Below are 18904 nucleotides of genomic sequence, written 5' to 3'. Positions count from 1 at the left end.
GACGTTGATGGGCGTCTGCGCAGGTGGCACGCCACCGCTACCGATGTCGCCGGCTACACGCAACCGCAAGAGCTGGCCGACAGGGTCAGCAAACGGCTTGTCAGCCGTGCTCAATCGGCATGGAAGCGCACGCCTGCATTGATCTTGCATTGATACGCCAGCACCGGCCCGCGTTGCTGCAGGCCCGGCAAGTCGTACATGTAGGTGGTGAAGCGCAGCGTGTCATCCGGGCGCAGCTGGTAGCGCATGAATTGCTGGATCGGCTTGCCGTCGTTGGCCACGGTAAAATGCGCATCGGAAAAGGCCACGGTACCGTCGGCGGTGATGCGATAGGCGTCGATGTGGCGGCCGCCGCGGGTCTGCGTGGCCGGCGTGCCTTCTTCGGGCGTGCAACGTGCAAGGTCGGTGCTCACACTGACGTCGTAGCCGGCGTCCAGGGCAGCGAGAACTTCGGCGCGGTTGTTCAGCGATTCGGTGGCCAGGGCAGGCAGCGCACACGCGCACAGCGTGGCGAACAGCGCGGCAGGAACAAGACGTGGCATGGCGGACTCCAGGCGGGGAAATGGATGCGACGGCCTGGGCTTGCATGCGCCCAGGACCGCCAACATGACCCAGTTCGGCCTGCATGAGCGCGCGGCACTACGCATCGCGCGGCATGAGTGCGCTCGCCGGCGGACGCCGCGCACAGATCCAGAGGCCGGCCATCACTGCGCATGCGCGGGCGGCGCGATGCGCAGGTCGAGATCGTCAAAGATCTCGTCAATTGCCACATCTACAACCGCGCATTGACCTCGCGCGGTACGTGCTCGGGCGTGGGCTGTAATGCCGGCGTTGCGCCCAGCAACAAGCGGTCGGCCAATGCACGCGTGGCCACGCGCAGCTCGGGCACGGCGGTGATTTCCCAGTAACGCCCCCGCAAGAGCGGCCCGACGCAATACAGTCCCGGCACGATCTGCCCGGCGCTGTCGCGGACGCGCAACTGCGCATCGGTGTCCACGCCCAGGCCCAAGGGATCGGCCCGCAACAGACCGGCTTCGCGCATGCCGGCGATCAAGGGATCGCTGGTGCGATCGATGTCGGTATCCAGCCCGGTAGCGCGAATTACCGCATCGTAATGACCGGTCTGCGCGTCGGCAGCACCACGCGGGCGGATCACCGCCTCCACGCCATCTGGCACCCAGCGCGCCCGCAGCAAGCGCGCAGAGACAATCTGCAACTGGCCCGATGCCTGCAGTTGCGCCAGCTGTTCGGCCGCACCGGGCGCCACGCGATGGCGCGCCACTTCCCAGTACGGGCGCAGGTGCCGCAAAAAGCGTGCACGCTGGGGAAGTTCCAGGCGCTGCCACAGCGGCTGCAGATGCGGGCGCAGCGCATCCACCACGCGACGCCAATCGTCGACCACCGCACTGAGCTGACGCACTCCGCGCAGCAGGCCACGCAGGTCGGCGTCCTTGAGCGCACGCTGCAGATGCGGCGGCAATTCCAATGGCGCGCCGGGCTGGCGCAGATGCGCCTGCGGTGCCAGTCCGCGCCGCGAAATCGCCAGCAGGCGGCCGCGATGCCCTCGTGTGTGCAAGGTCAGCGCCACGTCCACCATGGTCAACCCGGTACCGACGATCAGCACATCGTCGTCCGGCGACAGCCGCGCCAATGCGTCGCCCTGCCACGGCCACCCGATGTAACGCGGATGCACGCTCAAGCGCGGGCCGATACCCGCCAGCGCCTGCGGTTGCAGTGCGCCGACCGCCAGCACCACGCGATCGCTCTGGAAGGCATCGCCATTGGCCAGAAACACGCGGAACCCCTTGCGCACGCGCTCCACCGCCACCGCTTCCTGCGACAGCCGCATGACCGACGCCTGCGCACTGCTCACTGCTGCATCCAGTTCGCTGCGCAGATAGTCGCCGTACGCCAGCCGCGGCAGGAATTCCAGCCGCCCGCTCTCGCCCAGGTGCAGCGTATCGGCAAAGGCACCGGGCGCCTGTGCGTCGATGCCCAGGTCCTTGGCACGCACGTTGAGCAGATGCTCTGGCCGCGCTGCGCCGTAGGCGATCCCGCTGCCAAAGGTCTCGGCCACGCCGACCAGGGTGATGCGTACCTGCGCATCGGCCGTCTGCGCCAGCGCACGGACCAGCGCGGTGCCGCAGAAGCCGGCGCCGATCACGGTGATATGGGTTTCCATGTGCAAATCCCGCTGAATGACTCGCACGTTGTGCCCGCAGCGCGCCGCCGATGTGTAAACGTTTGGTTAGCGCCGAGCAAGCAATAACGCATGAGCTGATCGCCGGCAGTGATGAGGCAGGCGGGGCATGCAACGCCGATCGTCCATGGCAGCGATATGACAGCGATCGCCACCGTACGCGGCGGTTCCGCGCGCGTTTGCGCATATCTGTTTTCTGCGGCGCTGCGCAATGCGGCGATGCAAACGGCTGAGGCCAATGGTCCGGTGCAGCGCAAACATGCAGGGCGATCGTCGTCCGTGCCGCACTTGCGATACGCGTGGCGACCCCGTGGCCCGCGGCTATCGGATAATACGGCCATCCAAACCGAGCAGCCGCCATGTCAAACACCGCAGTTCGTCCGCAACGCGTGCTGATCGCTGGCGGCAGCCGTGGCATTGGCCTGGCGATCGCAGAAGGCTTCGTGCGTCATGGCGCGCAGGTTTCGATCTGCGCACGCAATGCCGCCGGTCTTGCACACGCTGCAGACGCACTGGCAGCGCATGGCACCCCGGTGCATACACTGCCTTGCGACCTGGCAGACGCCACGCAGATCGATGCCTACGTGCACGCTGCAGCACAGGCGCTGGACGGCCTGGACGTGGTCATCAACAATGCTTCCGGCTTTGGCCATGGCAACGACGATGCAAGCTGGCAGGCGGGCCTGGATGTCGACCTGATGGCCGCAGTGCGCTGCAACCGCGCCGCGTTGCCGTATCTGCGCCGCAGCGCGGCTGCGGTGATCCTCAACATCAGTTCGATCAATGCGCAACGCCCCACCCCGCGCGCGATCGCCTACTCCACCGCCAAGGCCGCGCTCGATTACTACACCACCACCCTGGCTGCAGAGCTGGCGCGCGAGCGCATCCGCGTCAATGCCATCTCGCCTGGCTCAATCGAATTTCCAGGTGGTCTGTGGGACAAACGCAGCCGCGAGGAGCCGGAGCTCTACGCACGCATCCGCGACAGCATCCCGTTCGGCGGCTTCGGACAGGTGCAGCATGTTGCCGATGCCGCGTTGTTTCTGGCATCGCCACAGGCGAGTTGGATCACCGGGCAAGTGTTGGCCGTGGATGGCGGGCAGTCGCTGGGCGTGTAAGCACCATCTCTGCTGACGGAGATACCGATCGGCTGCTCGCGGACTCGTAGGAGCGTGCCTGCGCGCGACCCAGCTGCATCGGTAACGCGTCCTCGCGCGCAGTCACGCTCGACGACACGGCGGCGTTTCGCCTGTATCCGATGTCCCCACGCCGAAGCGACGAGATCCCGTTAGCCAGCCAACTCCGCCGCCTCGATGCTGTGCTCACCCCGTGCCGGTGCCAGCGCAGCTGACACCATCGCCGCGGCAATCCGTTCGGCCGGATTGATGCGAAAACGACGTGGCAGGAGCGGGCCGAGCGCGCCAAGGACGACGCTGCCGATGTGCTCGCCGGTGCGGCGCTCTTCGCGTTCGCCGCCGATCAGGCCGGGGCGTACGAAGGTGAGCGAGGGGAAACCGATCTGGCGCAGATCGCGCTCCAGTTCGCCCTTGACGCGGCTGTAGAAGATGCGCGACTGCGCGTTGGCGCCGGCCGCCGAGTTCAGCACGAACACCGAGGTACCTTGTGCGCAGGCGGCGCGCGCGATGGCCAGCGGGTAATCGTGGTCGATACGATAGAACGCATCGCGCGAGCCGGCCTGTTTCATCGTGCTCCCCAACGCACAGATGGCCGCTTCCATGCGCGGTGCCGTCCAGTGCTCGAGCCGTTCGAAGTCGATCACCTGATTGCGCAACTTGGGATGGATCTGCGCCAGCGGCCGCCGCGTCATCGCCACCACGCCGGTGCACCGCGTATCGCCCAGCAATTGCTGCAGCACGTGCCTGCCGACCAGGCCGGTCGCCCCTGCCAACAAGACATCCATCAGGCCATCCTCGCCATCAGCGCGCGCCTTCGGAGACGATCCGCGCACTGCTGACAATGCGATCGCGCTCCACCGCCAATAGCGTCAGCGAATGCGCCGGGGCCTTCCATTCGCTGCCACCGGCCACCACACGGCCGCCGTGGCGCGCGGTGTCCACCAGCACGCGCCAATGTTCGTCATGCATGGCCGGCAGCGTAAACGACACCGCGGTAGAGGCGGCATTGATCAGCATCAGCAAGGTCACGTTGGCGGCAATCTCGCGCAGGCCGGTGGTCGGCGAGCGGCCATCCAGACGCAGCATCAACGCGCGCGCTTCCGGGTCGTGCCAGGCGGCTTCATCCATCTCGGTGCCGTTGGGCGCCAGCCAGGTCAGATCCTTCAGGCCCAGCGCTTCGTCGAACTTGCCGTCGAAGAAACGCGCGCGATGCAACAGCGGGTAGCGCTGACGAATACGAATCAACCGGCGCACGAATGCGGCCTGGTCGGCGGCGGCGGCTTTGGTGGCGGCAGTCCAGTCGATCCAGGTCAGCTCGTTGTCCTGGCAATACGCGTTGTTGTTGCCGTTCTGGCTGTGGCCGAACTCATCGCCGGCCAGCAGCATCGGCGTGCCCTGCGACAACAGCAAGGTGGCGAGCAGGTTGCGCATCTGCTGGCGACGCAGCTGCTTGATCGCCGGGTCGTTGGTCTCGCCTTCCACGCCATAGTTGGAAGAGATGTTGTGGTCGCTGCCGTCCCTGCCGTCTTCGCCATTGGCGAGGTTGTGCTTGGTTTCGTAGCTGACCAGATCGCGCAGGGTGAAGCCGTCATGCGCGGTGACGAAATTGACCGATGCGGTGGGGCGGCGGCCGCTGTGATTGAACAGGTCCGCAGAGCCGGTGAGGCGCGTGGCCAACTCGGCCAGCTGGCCGCTGTCGCCGCGCCAGAACGCGCGCACGTTGTCGCGGAACTTGTCGTTCCATTCCACCCAGCCGGGCGGGAAATTGCCCACCTGATAACCGCCGGGGCCGATATCCCATGGCTCGGCGATCAGCTTGGTCTGGCTGAGCACCGGATCCTGGCGCACCGCATCCAGGAAACTGCCGGACGGATCGAAGCCATAGCGTTCGCGGCCCAGGATGCTGGCCAGATCGAAACGGAAGCCGTCCACGTGCATTTCCTGCACCCAGTAACGCAGCGAATCCATCACCATGCGCAGCGCGCCGACATTGGTGAGGTCGAAGGTGTTACCGGTGCCGGTGTCGTTGATGTAGAAGCGGCGATCGTCGGCCAGGCGGTAATAGCTGGCGTTGTCGATACCCTTGAACGAGAGCGTGGGCCCGAGCTCGTTGCCTTCGGCAGTGTGGTTGTAGACCACGTCCAGCAGCACTTCCAGGCCGGCGTGATGCAGGCGCGCCACCATCTGCTTGAACTCGGCCACCGTGCGCGTGGACATGTAACGCGCCTGCGGGGCAAAAAAGCCCAGCGTGTTGTAGCCCCAGTAATTGCGCAGGCCTTTTTCCAGCAGATATTGATCGTCCACGAACGCATGCACCGGCAGCAATTCCACGGCGGTGACGCCGAGCGAACTGATGTGGTCGATCAATTCGTCGGTCTTCAGCGCCGAAAAGGTGCCGCGCTCTTCCGGCGGCACCGCCGGATGCAGCATGCTCAGCCCGCGCACGTGCGCTTCGTAGATCACCGTGCGGTTCCAGGGCGTCTGCGGCGGGCGGTCCTGGCCCCAGGTGAAGGCCGGGTCGATCACGGCGGATTTGGGCATGAACGCGGCGCTGTCGCGGCGGTCGAAGCTCAGGTCCTTGTCGCGATGGCCGATGATGTAGCCGAACAGGTGCGGTGCCCATTTGAGTTCGCCAACGATCTGCTTGGCGTACGGGTCCAGCAGCAATTTGTTGTGGTTGAAGCGGTGCCCGGCATCGGGCGCATATGGCCCGTGCACGCGGTAGCCATACAACTGGCCGGGCCGTGCGTCGGGCAGATAACCGTGCCAGACCTCGTCGGTGTATTCGGGGAGCGCAATGCGCTCCTGTTCGCGGCCACGTTCGTCGAACAGGCACAGCTCCACCCGGGTGGCATTGCGCGAATACAGCGCGAAGTTGACGCCCAACCCATCCCAGGTGGCACCGAGCGGGTTGGGACGGCCTTCGCGAATGCGCGAGCGCTGGGTGAACTTGCGAGTGGCCATCGGTGACTCCTTAGAACGGTGAACGCAAACGGTGCGCGATTTTGCACTGGCGGCGCAGTCCGCAGCACACGGGCCGGCGCGCAGCAGGCCGGCCCATGCACGCTGCCAGACGCGCCGTTACTGGCGTGCAGCGATCGGGGTGGCCGCGTATTCGGCGGCCTGTTCGGCGGCGCGCTCCTCGGCCTCCACCAACCGCTCGGCCATGGCCCAATGGCGGTCCGCGTGCCCGTCCGGGCGGCCCTCCGCCTCCCAAATCTCCCGTGCCAACTGGGCAAGCCGCGCCTGCCGTTCCATGTCATTCATTGCGTACGTTTCTCTCAGGGGTCAATTTTCTTGGGACAACAACACTGCCACCGGCGCACGTGCAAACAGCGTGGATAGCGCCACGCGGCCGCGCTGCGACTGCAGCGTGCTGCCATCGAGCACATTACGGTATGTGCCCTCGCCCAATGCCAACGACGCCTGACCCCAGGTGGCAGGCGCCACCAGCAACGGCAGATCGCCATCGCCTTCGACGCCGGCGCCCAGCCGCGTGACGGCCACCACCAGCGACTGACCGCGATACTGGCGACGGAATGCCAGCGCCTGTGCATCGCCGCCGACCGCCACGTTCAAGGGTTGGTAGTCGCCCTTCGCAAATAGCGCTGGAAATTCGCGGCGCAACTGCAGCAACAGCGCCGTCAGGCGCGCCTTGACCGCGCCATCGCGCCAGCTGCGCAGCAACCCGGAGAAGTCGCGCGCCTGCTGCAGCCACTGCTGGCGCTGGACGTAATCCACCGGACGGCGGTTGTCCGGATCCACCAACGACAGATCCCAGCCTTCGGTCCCCTGGTACAGGTCGGGCACGCCGGGCACGGTCAGGCGCAAGGTGGTTTGCACCAGGCTGTTGCGCGCGCCGGCGGCGGCGATGTAGTTGCTTGCGCGCAGCAGCGCGCGCCGCAGCGGCAGCCCGGCGCGGCTGCACAGCACCTGCTCCACGGTGGCCTGCACGGCGTGCTCATAGGCCGGCGAGCCGTCGGTCCAGCTGGTGTGCAGCTTGGCTTCGCGCACCGCCTTGAGCAGCCATTGCGCGATGCGCTCGGCGTAGCCGGCAAGCGGCTCGGTCTGGTCGGCGCCCAGGCCGATCGGCCAGGCCGCCACCAGGGTCTGCCACAGCATCTGCTGGTCGCCCCCGGCCAGGGCCGGCGATTCCAGCGCGTCGGCCAGCGCATCGAACTGGGCGCTCTGCTCGACCCACCAGCGCGGTTGCTCGGACAACACCGCCAGCCGCATGCGCAGGTCTTCGCCACGCTTGTGGTCGTGGGTGGCGGTGGCCAGCAACGCGCGCGGGTAATGCTTGGCGCGCTCGAGATTCTGCGCGTGGAACTCGGCCGCTTCGTTGGCGAAATGGGTCGGGTGGCTGCCGACCTCGTTGCGCGACAGCAGCACGCCGTGCCGGTAGAACGCGGTGTCCTCCACCGACTTGGCATTGAGCGGTGCGGACAGCTGCTCCACGCGACGGCGCAGGATGCGCCGCAAGGCGATCTGCGCACGGTCTGCGCCGGCATCGTCGAGCAACCACCGCTCGATCGCATCCACGGCCGCCACGATCGATTCCGGCATCCCCTCGCGTGCCTTTGCGGAGGTAGCGCGCAATCGCTCCGCTTCGCTGCCGGTGATGCCCTTGGCGCCGGCATAGGTGCGGTACACCGGGAACCAGCGCAGCAGCACGCACAAGCCGCGCGCCAGCATCTGCGGGCTGAACTCGCGCGTGGGCGGATCCAGCCGCGCCAACGCCGACAACGCCCCCACGGCGCGATTGAATTCGCTCTGCAGCGGGCCACGCAGGATTTCGTCGCGGGCGGTGCGTTCTTCCTGCGCGAAATCGCCGCTGCGCCCGCTCACCTTCTGCCAGGCACGGACCAATGGCCGGAAGCCGGCCGCATCGTGCAACAGCCCGCCCACCTGGTCCATGAAGTCGTAACCGGTGGTGCCATCGCACGGCCAGTCGGCCGGCAGGTGCTCGCCCGGTGCGAGGATCTTTTCCAGGTACAGGCCCAGCGTGCCGGGCTTGAGCCCACGCGTGCGGCCGGCCGCATCCAGCCGGCTGCGCAGCTTGCGCACATAGCCGGTGGGGTCGGTCAGCCCGTCCACGTGGTCGATGCGCAAGCCGTCCAGATGGCCTTCGGCCACCAGCCGCAGCGGCAAGGCGTGCACCGCGTCGAACACCGCCGGCAATTCCACCCGCAAGGCCACCAGCGAGGTGATATCGAAGAAGCGGCGGTAGTTGAGCATGTCGTTGCCTACGCGCCACCAGTTCAGGCGATACGGCTGGCGTTCGATCAACTTGTGCAGGCGGCCGTCGCCGCGTTTGGCGCCGTCGTTGTAGTCGCGCAGCCACTGCGCACGTGCGCCCTTTTCGGGGATGTCCAGCGTCTGCGGACGAATCGGGTAACGCTGGTCGTAATGCGCCAACGCCGCGCTGCCGTCGTCTTCGATCACCAGCGTGATCAGGCCTTCGGCCAACGCTGTCGCATACGGGCGATCCAGCACCGCCAGCCACAGCTTGCCGTCGCGCCCGGGCGCGCGCCAGTCGATGTCGAACCAGTCGGCGTGCCTGGCGCTGCGGCCATTGCGCAGCACATCCCACCACCACGCATTCTGCGCATGCGTGGCCATGTGGTTGGGCACGATGTCGGCGATCAGACCCATGCCGTGTTCGCGCGCGGCCTGCGAGAGCGCCACCAGGGCGTCTTCGCCGCCGAGTTCGGGATTGACCACGGTGGGGTCGATGTTGTCGTAGCCGTGGGTGGAGCCCGGCACGGCCGTGCCGATCGGCGACAGGTACAGGTGACTGATACCCAGGCCTGCGTAGTACGGCACCTGCGCGAGCGCATCGTGCAGGGTGAAGCCGGCATGCAGCTGCAGGCGGGCGGTAGCGCGAAGATCGATCATGGATGCGGTTCCGAAACGGCCGCGACGCGACGCGCCTCGGCAAAGCCGTGCAGCGCCGAATGCAGGCGCGCATGCGGCAAGGGATCGGGCAGGCGTCGACGCCAGTTGGGATGCACTTCGACGGTGCCCGGCAGGTTGGGTTGTTCGTCCAGGGCCAGCGCGTCTTCCACCGGCAACAAGGCCAGCGGCGAGACACTGGTGGCGGTGAAGCGCAATGCGCCCAGCAGCGGGTCGTGCGCACTGCTCAGGCCGGCAAGTTCGACAGCGGCATCCAGCCGTGCCACGTCCTTGTTGCGCGCGGCGGCATCGTCGCTGGCCTGCGCGGGCTGGATCAATTCCAGCTTGCGCCGCCATTCGATATCGCGGCCGGTGCGCCAGCCGGTGAGCGTGGGCAGGTCGTGCGTGGTGGTGGTGGCGATCGCATCCGGCCGCCACAGCGCCGGCGAGACGAATGCGCCATCGTCGTCGCGGGTGAACATCAACACGTCGATGCCCATCACTCCACGCTGCGAGAGTTCTTCGCGGATGCCCGGCGGCACCACGCCCAGGTCCTCGCCGATGACGATCGCCCGGTGCCGCCACGATTCCAGCGCCAGCAGGTTGAGCAGATCGTGCAACGGGTAGGCCAGATACGCACCTTCATTGGAACTGGCACCATCGGGGACCACCCATAGCCGCATCAGGCCCAGGATGTGGTCGATGCGGATGCCGCCGCGGTCGCGCAGCACCGCACGCAGCAGCGCGATATACGGCGCGTAGCCGCTGCGCCGCAGCGCCGTGGGCGAATACGCCCCGATGCCCCAATGCTGGCCATCGGCATTGAAGGCATCCGGCGGCGCGCCCAGCACCAGCCCGCGCAATACGGTGTCGGCCGCCGCTGCGGCTTCGGCGCCGTTGGGGTCGAAGCCCACCGCCAGATCGGCGATCAAACCGATCTTCATGCCGCGCTCGTGCGCCTCGCGCTGCGCATCGGACCAGCTGCGCGCCGCCAGCCATTGCGTGAACACATGCAGCTGCGGATCGTTGTCGCCGAAATCCTGCGCAGCAAAGCGTGCAAAGCCCTCCAGCGCCGCGCCGCCTGCGTTGCGGAAGGCGACCAGATCGGCATGATCGGGCGAAACGCGCGTGTACAACTGGCGCAGCAATTCCCACTTGGCGTGCGCCGAGGCCTGCCAATCGATCAATGCAGCGTTATGCAAGCCATCGAAACGTTCGCGCAGGCCGGGCACCGCGTTGATGGCATCCAGCGCCAGTTCGCCCAGGATGCGCACCGGCGCGGCATGCAAGGGATCGAGAAAGCGCCGATCGCTGGGCGAATACGGGCTGTAGCCGCCGCTCACCGGGCGCGCGGCGTGCACCGGACTCAATGCCAGGGCGTCGGCGCCGGCCAAGGCCGCGTGCCGCAACCATTCCACCGTGCCGGCGGCATCGCCGATACCGCCGTCATCCAGGCTGCGTGCCGAATACACCTGCAGCGCCATGCCCCAGGCACGCGGCGATGGCTGGCCACAGGCATCGGCCACGCTGAAGCAACGTGGCGGCGCCACGGCCACCTGCTGGGTGATCGCGCCGATCTGCAGCGTCCAGTAACCGAAACGCTGCGGCGCGCGCAGGCGCCCTTGCGCATCGGCACGCGCGTCTTCGCTGGCGCCGCTGTCGTCGCTCCAGCGGCCACTGGCGTGTGCCGCCACGCGCAACGGCAGCGTCTGGCCCACCTGCACCGTCAGCAGCGGCGCCGGCTCGTCGGCCTGCGCCTGGCAGCGGCGCAGGCTGTCGGCGCGCTGCGCCGCGGTGGCGGCCGGCAGTTCCAGCGCGCTGAGCACCGCATGCACCGATTGCTCGGAGACCTGCCGCGGCTGGTCGCTGGCATCCACCCAATCCACCATCACCCCGGCCGCGGCGGCCAGGGTGTTGAGATCATCCCCGCCCGGATCGCGCGTACTCATGCCTGCGCCTCGTGCCAGGCGATGAAGCCGTCGACCGGTAGTTCCCGCGCATCGGCAGCCACGTTTTCGACATGCGCCACGCGTCCGCGCAGCGGCGGCAACGGCACCGGCTGGGTGCCGACATTGAAGGCGATATGCCACAGCCCGCCCGGCAGCTCCCAGGTGGCGGCCACCGCGCCATCGGCAAGCACGCTGGGACGCACGGCGCGCGCCTGCGCCAGGCCCGGCACCAGCCACTGACGACGCACGTCCAGCAGCGCCGTGAACCAGCTTGCCCACTGCGCGCCGTCGCCATGCGCGGCATCGGCGATCGGCGCACGCGATGCCGCGAACGTGGCATGGCTGTTCGGATCGGGAATGGTGGCGCGCTGGGCCTCATCGGCAAACGCGGCGAAGTGCGCGAACTCCTTGCGGCGGCCTTCGCGCACCGCATCGTCCAACGGTGGGCCGAAGTCGGTGAAGAACAGGAACGGTTGCTTGGCGCCCCACGGTTCGCCCATGAAAAACAGCGGAATCATCGGCGTCAATGCGGTCAGCGCCAACGCCGCGCGCAAGCGTTGCGGCGACACCAGCACGCTCAGCCGCTCGCCGCGGGCGCGGTTGCCGATCTGGTCGTGATTCTGCGCAAACACCACGAATTTATGCGGCGGCAAGGCGCCACTGGGTTCGCCCCGCACATGCCCGCGCGGGTCCGGCTCGCCCTGATAGGCGAACCCTTCGCCCAGCACGCGCGCCAGGTGCTCGGTCGGCTTGTCGGCGAACGCGGCGTAATAGCCTTCCTCTTCGCCAGTGAGCAGCACATGCAGTGCGTTATGGAAGTCGTCGTCCCACTGCGCGGTATAGCCACGCTGCAGTTGCGAGGCCTGATTGGCCTCGTTTTCCAGCACCAGATGCACATGCCGCCCGGCCGGCAGGCTGGCCTCGACGGTCTCGCGCAAGGTATCCAGGAACGCGTTGGGCGATATCGCATGCACCGCATCCAGGCGCAGGCCGTCGAAACCGTATTCGTGCAGCCACATCAGCGCGTTGTCGAGAAAATACCGCTGCACCGGCGGCTTGCGGAAATCGATCGCCGCGCCCCACGGGGTGGGCTTGTCCTCGTTGAAGAATGGCGCGGCATAGCTGTGCAGGTAATTGCCGTCCGGGCCGAAGTGGTTGTAGACCACATCCAGCAACACCATCAGGCCATGCCCGTGCGCGGCATCGATCAGCGCCTTCAGTTCGTCCGGTGTGCCATACGCCTCCACCGGTGCATACGGCAGCACGCCGTCGTAGCCCCAGTTGTGCGTGCCGGGAAACGCGCTCAACGGCATCAGTTCGATGGCGGTGATGCCCATCGCCGCCAGCTGCGGCAGTTGCGCCTGCACACCGGCATAGCCGCCGCAGGTGCCGACATGCACTTCGTAGATCACTGCCTCGTCCCACGGCCGTCCCTGCCACTGGGCGTTTTGCCAGGCATAGCCGTCGGTCGGCTGTACCGCGCTGCGGCCGTGCACGCCTTCGGGCTGCCAGCGCGAGGCCGGGTCCGGGACCGGCTCAGCGCCGTCGACGCTGTAGCGGTAACGCGCATTGGCAGCGCAGTCGATGACGGCGCTGAAAAAACCGTCCTGTCCCGCCTGCAGCGCGCGGCGCGCGCCGTCGTCGAAGACCACGTCCACGCTCTTGGCTGCTGGAGCCCAGAGCGCAAAGCGCACCTGTCCCTCACCCGCCGGCCAGGCGCCCCAGGCCGGTGTGATTGCATTGCGCTGGTTCATCGTTATTTCTCCGCTTGCAGATAGATCGTGGCCAGCGGCGGTAGGGTCAGGCGCAGACGTTGCGCATGCCCATGCATGCCCACCGGCTCGGTCGCCAGGCGACCGCTGTTGCCGAGGTTGCTGCCGCCGTAATGGGCACTGTCGGTGTTGAGGATCTCGCGCCAGAGGCCAGCACGCGGCACCCCCACGTGATAGTCGTGATGCGGTTGCGGGGTCAGGTTGCTCACTGCCAGCAACGGTGCGCCGCCGGCAGGATCGTGGCGGACGAACGCCAGCACGCTGTTGCGCGCATCGTCGGCCACGCTCCAGTCGAAGCCGTCGGCGCGATGGCTGCCGCGATACAGCGCCGGCGTGCGGCGCAGTGCGGCGTTGAGATCGCCCACCAGTTGCTGCATGCCACGATGGCGCGCGCCGTCCAGCAGATGCCAGTCCAGCGACTGGTCGTGATTCCAGTCGGCCCATTGGCCGAACTCGGCGCCCATGAACAGCAGTTTGTCGCCCGGGTGCGCCCACATCAGCGCCAGGTAGGCGCGCAGGTTGGCGAAGCGGCGCCAGTCATCGCCCGGCATCTGCCCGAGCAGGCCACCGGTGCCGTGCACCACTTCATCGTGCGAGAGCGGCAACACGAAGCGTTCGTCGAAGGCGTACACCAGCCCGAAGGTGAGCTGGCTATGGTGCTGCGCACGTTCGGCCGGATCGCGCTGCATGTAGCCCAGCGTGTCGTGCATCCAGCCCATGTTCCATTTGTGGGTGAAGCCCAGGCCGCCATCGCTGATCGCGGCGGTCACGCCCGGCCAGGCGGTCGATTCTTCGGCAATGGTGAGCACGCCGGGGAACTGGGTGGCGATTTCGCGGTTGAGCTGGCGCAGGAACGCGACCGCCTCCAGATTCTCGCGGCCGCCATGCGCGTTGGGCACCCACTCGCCTTCGGCGCGGCCGTAGTCGCGATACAGCATCGAGGCCACCGCATCCACGCGCAGGCCGTCGAGGTGGTAATGCTCGATCCATTCCAGCGCGCTGCCCAGCAGGTAAGCGGTCACTTCCGGCCGACCGTAGTTGTAGATCAGCGTATTCCAGTCGCGATGCATGCCTTCGCGCGGGTCGGCATGCTCGTACAGCGCGGCGCCGTCGAACTGGGCCAGGCCGTGCGCGTCATCGGGAAAGTGCGCGCTGACCCAATCCAGGATCACGCCGATCCCGGCGCGGTGACAGGCATCGACGAACTGCGCAAAGCCGTCCGGGCTGCCATGGCGCGCGGTGGGCGCATACAGGCCCAGCGGCTGATAGCCCCAGGAACCGCCGAACGGGTGTTCGGTGATCGGCAGCAATTCGATATGCGTGAAGCCGAGCTGCTGTGCGTAAGGAATCAACTGCTCGGCCAGCGTTGGCCAGTCCAGCGGTTGGTTGTGTCCGTCGCGGCGCCAGGAGGCGGCATGCACCTCGTAGATCGACAGCGGCGCCGGCACGGCGCCGGGGTCGCGGTTGGCCATCCAGGCCGCATCGGTCCAGGCGAATGCGGCGGCGCTGGGCACCACCGAAGCGGTTGCCGGCGGCAATTCGGTTTGCCGGGCCACCGGGTCGGCCTTGAGCAGCACCCGCCCATCGGCTGCGGTGACGGCATATTTGTACCGGGCGCCGGCTTCCACGCGCGGCAGGAAGAGTTCCCAAAAGCCACCGATGCGCTGCCGCATCGGATACCGCCGCACGTCCCAGCCGTTGAAGTCGCCAACCACCGCCACGCGTTGGGCATGGGGTGCCCACACCGCAAAGCGCACGCCCGGCACATCGCCACAGTGGACATGCTGCGCGCCCAGCGCACGACGCACGGCCTGGCCATCGCCGGCAGCGATCTGCAGCAACAGCGATTCGTCCAACGTGGCCGCGAACGCGTACGGGTCTTCGACCTCCTGCACCCTGTCTGGCCACACGATGCGCAGCCGGTACGGCCCATCGGCCGCCAGGATGCCTTCGAAGACGCCATCGATGGCGCTGGCCTGCATGCGCGCGAGCAGCTTGCCGCGCGGGTCGATCAAGCCCATCGCCTCGGCGCCCGGTGCCAACACGCGCACCTGACGGCGGCCCTCGGCCAGCGGTTTCGGTCCAAGCACCGCAAAGGCATCGGCCGGCAAGCCGTTGGCCAGGGCTTGCAGGGTCTGCGACGTTTCCGAGATCCCTTCCGTGGTCATGCCGTCTGCTTCCGTGCGCTGCTCCTGCCCGCCCTGCCGTTCGCTCATGACACCGTCGCGAGCGCGGGCGCGGTTGCGGCGGTGTGTTCGTAGAGCGAGAGGTATTTCTTGCCTGCCACGTCCCAACCGCTGGGACGCAGCATGGCCGCGCGCCGCATCGCAGACAGCAGGCTGGGCAGGCGGAAGGTGCGGAAGGCGCGCTCCAGGCAGCGGCGCAGCGCTTCGACGCTGGCGTGCTGGAACAGGAAGCCGGTCACGCCATCGTCCACGGTGTCGATCAGCCCGCCGGTCGCATGCGCGATTGGCAGGCAGCCGAAGCGCTGCGCATACATCTGGCTCAGGCCGCAGGGCTCGAAGCGCGAGGGCATCAGCAGGAAGTCGGCACCGGCGAACATGCGCCGCGCCAGGCCTTCCTCGAAGCCGATGAAGGCGCCCACCTGACCGGGATAGCGCCTGGTCAGCTCGGCCACCTGCCGTTCGATCTCCGGCTCGCCGCCGCCGATCACCGCGATCTGGCCGCCAGCGGCCACGATCTGCGGGGCCACCTCGCAAATCAGGTCCAGGCCCTTCTGATGCACCAGCCGCGACACCACCGCAAACAGCGGGCCGGTGCTCTCGCGCAGCCCGAATGCCTTGCGCACCTGCGCTGCATTGGCCTGCCGGCCCTGCCACTGGTTCACGCTGAAGTGCGAATCCAGGTATTCATCGGTGCGCGGATCCCAGCTGGCGTCGATGCCGTTGACGATGCCGGTGAGCGCGCCCTTGGCAGCGCGACCGGCCAACAGCCGGTCCAGGCCGCAGCCCTGTGCCGGGCCGGTGATCTGCTTGGCGTAGCTGACGCTGACCGTGTTGACGTGGTCGGCATTGACGATGCCGCCGCGCAGGAACGACATCTGCCCGTAGAACTCCAGCTCGGCCACTCGCTCGGCAGGGATGCCCAGCGCGGCGGCCATCGAATACGGCACCAGGCCCTGGTAGGCCAGGTTATGGATGGTCAGCAGGCACGGCGTGGTGCCGCCGGACCAGCGCACATAGCCGGCCGCCAGCGCGCAGGGCCAGTCGTTGAGATGCAGCAGGCGCGGTTTCCAGCCCAGGCCGGCGTGGCCGGCCGCAATCTGCGCGGCGGCATGCGACAAGGTGGCAAAGCGGATCGCGTTGTCCTCGAACTCCGAACCGCTGGTGCTCACATAGGGCGAGCCGTCGCGTTCGAACAATTCCTTGGACAGCAGGATGTAGATCGGCAGCCCGTCCGATTGCACGATGCGGCCGATGTCGCAGGCCGGCAGCGCGGCATGCGCCAACACGCGGCCCACGATCTCCACCTTGCCCGCACGCTCGAGCACGGCGCGGTAGCCAGGGATCAGCACGCGTACGTCGTAGCGGTGGCGCAGCGCGCGCGGCAACGCAGCCGCCACATCGCCCAACCCGCCGGCCTTGATGAAGTCCGCCATTTCCGACACCACAAACAAGGCACCGCGCGTGTCTGCCAACGAGACCGGCAAGCGCTCGTGGTGACGGATGAAGCGGCCACGCGCATCGCGCGGGCGCCCGCTCTTCTTCAGAGTCGGGAGCAGCGTGCTGCGCTCTAAGCGTGCGGTAGTAGCGTGAAGCGGCATCATGGCAACCATCGAAACATCCGTCGTAATGTGGGTGGAGACGGAAAAACGGCGAAGCGAAAACCGCCGTCTGCCGATTCAGCCAGACGACTTGCTACGAGTGAGGAGCGTGGGCAACGCGCGTACTCCACGTCGCCCTTGCAGAGGAATCTACACCCCGACCAAATAAAATATGCGTGAACACGTGCTGACTTTTCTGCGACAGCCCACATTCCTTTACGCGCAGTTGCGCACGCCTCAAGGCATAAGCGCCACATTGCAGTGCGATGACATCCCCGTCTCGGTGCGTCGGCCGTGACATGCACCGAATGCGGGAACTTCCGGCCGCGTTCGCCTTCATCCGGGTAACCGGTTCATCGATGCCTTGCTTCGCGCCTGGCGACCATGCTTCGCGCCCGGCCTGCATGCCGTTGCCGCGCGCTACGGCCCGGCTTGCTCAAGCACCCCCTCCACGCGCCGATATCGAGCGTTAGCACAAGACCTCTCGAGACCCTGGCGCATGGCAGACCAGCCCGAACACCCAAGCCGCCCCCGTGGCGGGCTGCGCCGCCTGTTGCCCTGGGGCGGCACGGACACCGCGCGCCCTGCCGCTGCCCTGCCGACGGTGATCAATGGCGAGCGCAGCGGTCATGGCCTGGCCGCGCACCAGCTGGTGCCGGCCAAGGCCAAGTCCGGCGCACACGATCCGGCCGCTGCCACTGCATTGCTGATACGGCTGTTCTCACATGCCGCGCATCCCGAAGCGCTGCTGCTCGCGTTCGCTGAAGGCATCGCCAGCCTGCATGGCGAGCTCGGCGACATGGGCGTGCGCCTGAGCGCGGCGTACGCGGCCGGCGATTGGCCCGGCTATGGCCGTGCCTTGCGCCAGCTCATCGACAAATACATCCGCACCATCGATATCGGCGATTCGCTGGCCGAAGGCCGCACGGAAGCCGAGCAGCTGCGCGATCTGCTGCGCCACGCGCTGGGCAATGCCCTGGCCACGCTGTTGCAACGCAGCCCGGAGCTGGCCGAAGAGGCGCAAACGCTGGCATCGGCGCTGCGCCACTGGCGCCCCGGACACGAGCTGATCACGCTGGAACAGCGCCTGCGCGAACTCAGCCACCAGATCGGCCTGCGCGCCGAAGATGCCAGCGAACAACAGAACCTGTTACTGGGCCTGTTCGACCTATTGCTGGAGAACGTCGGCGAACTCCTAGACGATCGCAGCTGGTTGCAGGGCCAGATCTCGGTGGTGCGGCAACTGATTTCCGGCCCGCTGGATGTCAGTTCCATTGAACAGGCACGCGGCACCCTGCGCGAGGTGACCTACAAGCAGGGTCTGCTCAAGCAGGGCATCGCCGAGTCCAAGACCGCCATGCGCGAAATGATGGTGTCCTTCGTCGACCGGCTGGACGGCATGGCCACCAGCACCGGGCAATACCACGACCGCGTTGCCGGCTATTCGCAGGCGATCGGCGAGGCGCGCGGCATCCCCGACCTCAACCGGCTGCTGCAGGACCTGCTGCAGGACACCGCCGGCGTGCAGGCACAGGCCCTGGCAGCGCGCGACGAACTGCTCGCGGCACGCCGGCAGGTGGAAGATTCCGAACAGCGCATCGCCTTGCTCGAACAGGAGCTCAGGGACGTCGCCGGCCTGGTGCGCGAAGACCAACTGACCGGCGCGCTCAACCGGCGCGGCTTCGAAGAATTGTTCCAGCGTGAAGCCGTGCGCACCCAGCGCAGTGGCCAGCCCCTATGCGTGGCAATGCTGGACCTGGACGACTTCCGCCGCCTCAACGAGACCCACGGCCATGCCGGTGGCGACGCCGCGCTGCGCCACACGGTGGAGGTGGCCAAGGCGGTGCTGCGCACCACCGATGCCATCGCCCGCTTCGGCGGCGAGGAATTCGTGCTGCTGCTGCCGGACTCGACCATCTTCGAAGCCAGCGCGGCAGTGATCCGCCTGCAACGCGCACTGTCGCAGCGCTCGCTGCTGCATGACGACGTGCGCGTGTTCATAAGCTTCAGCGCCGGCGTGGCGCTACGCGGGACCGACGAGACCCAGGACGAGGTCATCCGCCGCGCCGACCGCGCCATGTACGACGCCAAGGCGGCTGGCAAGAACCGGGTGATCAACGCCGATTAGCGGCGATCGTCGGCGAACGCACCGTGCACCCGGGCAATCG

At 67.4% G+C, this 18904-nt stretch carries 12 protein-coding genes; 2 read left to right on the top strand and 10 right to left on the bottom strand.

The genetic code is table 11. The annotated features are described in order from the left end of the window. Window positions 1-110 precede the first annotated feature (110 nt). Window positions 111-542, bottom strand: a complete 432-nt coding sequence (locus HLH45_RS06930; protein ID WP_003486419.1) for a VirK family protein — start codon at window positions 540-542, stop codon at window positions 111-113. 230 nt (window positions 543-772) lie between these two features. After that, window positions 773-2182, bottom strand: a complete 1410-nt coding sequence (locus HLH45_RS06925) for an FAD/NAD(P)-binding protein (RefSeq protein ID WP_008575506.1) — start codon at window positions 2180-2182, stop codon at window positions 773-775. 377 nt (window positions 2183-2559) lie between these two features. On the opposite strand from HLH45_RS06925, the gene HLH45_RS06920 reads away from it, so the two are divergent. Then, window positions 2560-3318, top strand: coding sequence for an SDR family NAD(P)-dependent oxidoreductase (locus HLH45_RS06920; RefSeq protein WP_008575504.1), 759 nt, complete (start codon window positions 2560-2562; stop codon window positions 3316-3318). Between the two features lie 170 nt (window positions 3319-3488). On the opposite strand, the gene HLH45_RS06915 is transcribed toward HLH45_RS06920, so the two are convergent. From HLH45_RS06915 to glgA, 8 genes are all read right to left on the bottom strand, one after another. Further along, on the bottom strand, window positions 3489-4121 hold the full coding sequence (locus tag HLH45_RS06915; RefSeq protein ID WP_029818445.1) for an NAD(P)H-binding protein: 633 nt from the start codon (window positions 4119-4121) through the stop codon (window positions 3489-3491). A 16-nt stretch (window positions 4122-4137) separates the two neighbouring features. Next, window positions 4138-6300 (bottom strand): glycogen debranching protein GlgX, encoded by a 2163-nt coding sequence (gene glgX / locus HLH45_RS06910; RefSeq protein WP_008575501.1) that lies wholly within the window; start codon window positions 6298-6300, stop codon window positions 4138-4140. Window positions 6301-6417: 117 nt separating this feature from the next. After that, window positions 6418-6603: a DUF2934 domain-containing protein gene (locus HLH45_RS06905; RefSeq protein ID WP_008575499.1), complete on the bottom strand. Its 186-nt coding sequence runs from the start codon at window positions 6601-6603 to the stop codon at window positions 6418-6420. A gap of 21 nt (window positions 6604-6624) precedes the next feature. After that, the gene (gene treY, locus HLH45_RS06900) at window positions 6625-9234 is read right to left on the bottom strand and encodes a malto-oligosyltrehalose synthase (protein ID WP_008575497.1); all 2610 of its coding nucleotides are present in this window, start codon (window positions 9232-9234) and stop codon (window positions 6625-6627) included. Beyond that, window positions 9231-11180, bottom strand: a complete 1950-nt coding sequence (locus HLH45_RS06895) for a 4-alpha-glucanotransferase (RefSeq protein WP_008575495.1) — start codon at window positions 11178-11180, stop codon at window positions 9231-9233. Before HLH45_RS06895 ends, treY begins: the two co-directional genes overlap by 4 nt. Next, entirely contained in the window at window positions 11177-12934 is a 1758-nt protein-coding gene (gene treZ / locus HLH45_RS06890) for a malto-oligosyltrehalose trehalohydrolase (RefSeq protein WP_008575494.1), read from the bottom strand. Before treZ ends, HLH45_RS06895 begins: the two co-directional genes overlap by 4 nt. A 2-nt stretch (window positions 12935-12936) precedes the next feature. Next, window positions 12937-15168, bottom strand: a complete 2232-nt coding sequence (locus tag HLH45_RS06885) for a 1,4-alpha-glucan branching enzyme (protein WP_008575491.1) — start codon at window positions 15166-15168, stop codon at window positions 12937-12939. Next, window positions 15165-16748: a glycogen synthase GlgA gene (gene glgA / locus HLH45_RS06880; RefSeq protein ID WP_008575489.1), complete on the bottom strand. Its 1584-nt coding sequence runs from the start codon at window positions 16746-16748 to the stop codon at window positions 15165-15167. The genes HLH45_RS06885 and glgA overlap by 4 nt, the downstream gene beginning before the upstream one ends. Window positions 16749-17235: 487 nt before the next feature. On the opposite strand from glgA, the gene HLH45_RS06875 reads away from it, so the two are divergent. After that, window positions 17236-18864, top strand: coding sequence for a GGDEF domain-containing protein (locus tag HLH45_RS06875; protein ID WP_008575488.1), 1629 nt, complete (start codon window positions 17236-17238; stop codon window positions 18862-18864). Window positions 18865-18904: the final 40 nt, after the last annotated feature.

The sequence above is a fragment of the Xanthomonas euvesicatoria genome (genome assembly GCF_013112235.1).
Classification (GTDB): domain Bacteria; phylum Pseudomonadota; class Gammaproteobacteria; order Xanthomonadales; family Xanthomonadaceae; genus Xanthomonas; species Xanthomonas euvesicatoria.
This window is presented reverse-complemented; position numbering and strand designations above follow the sequence as displayed.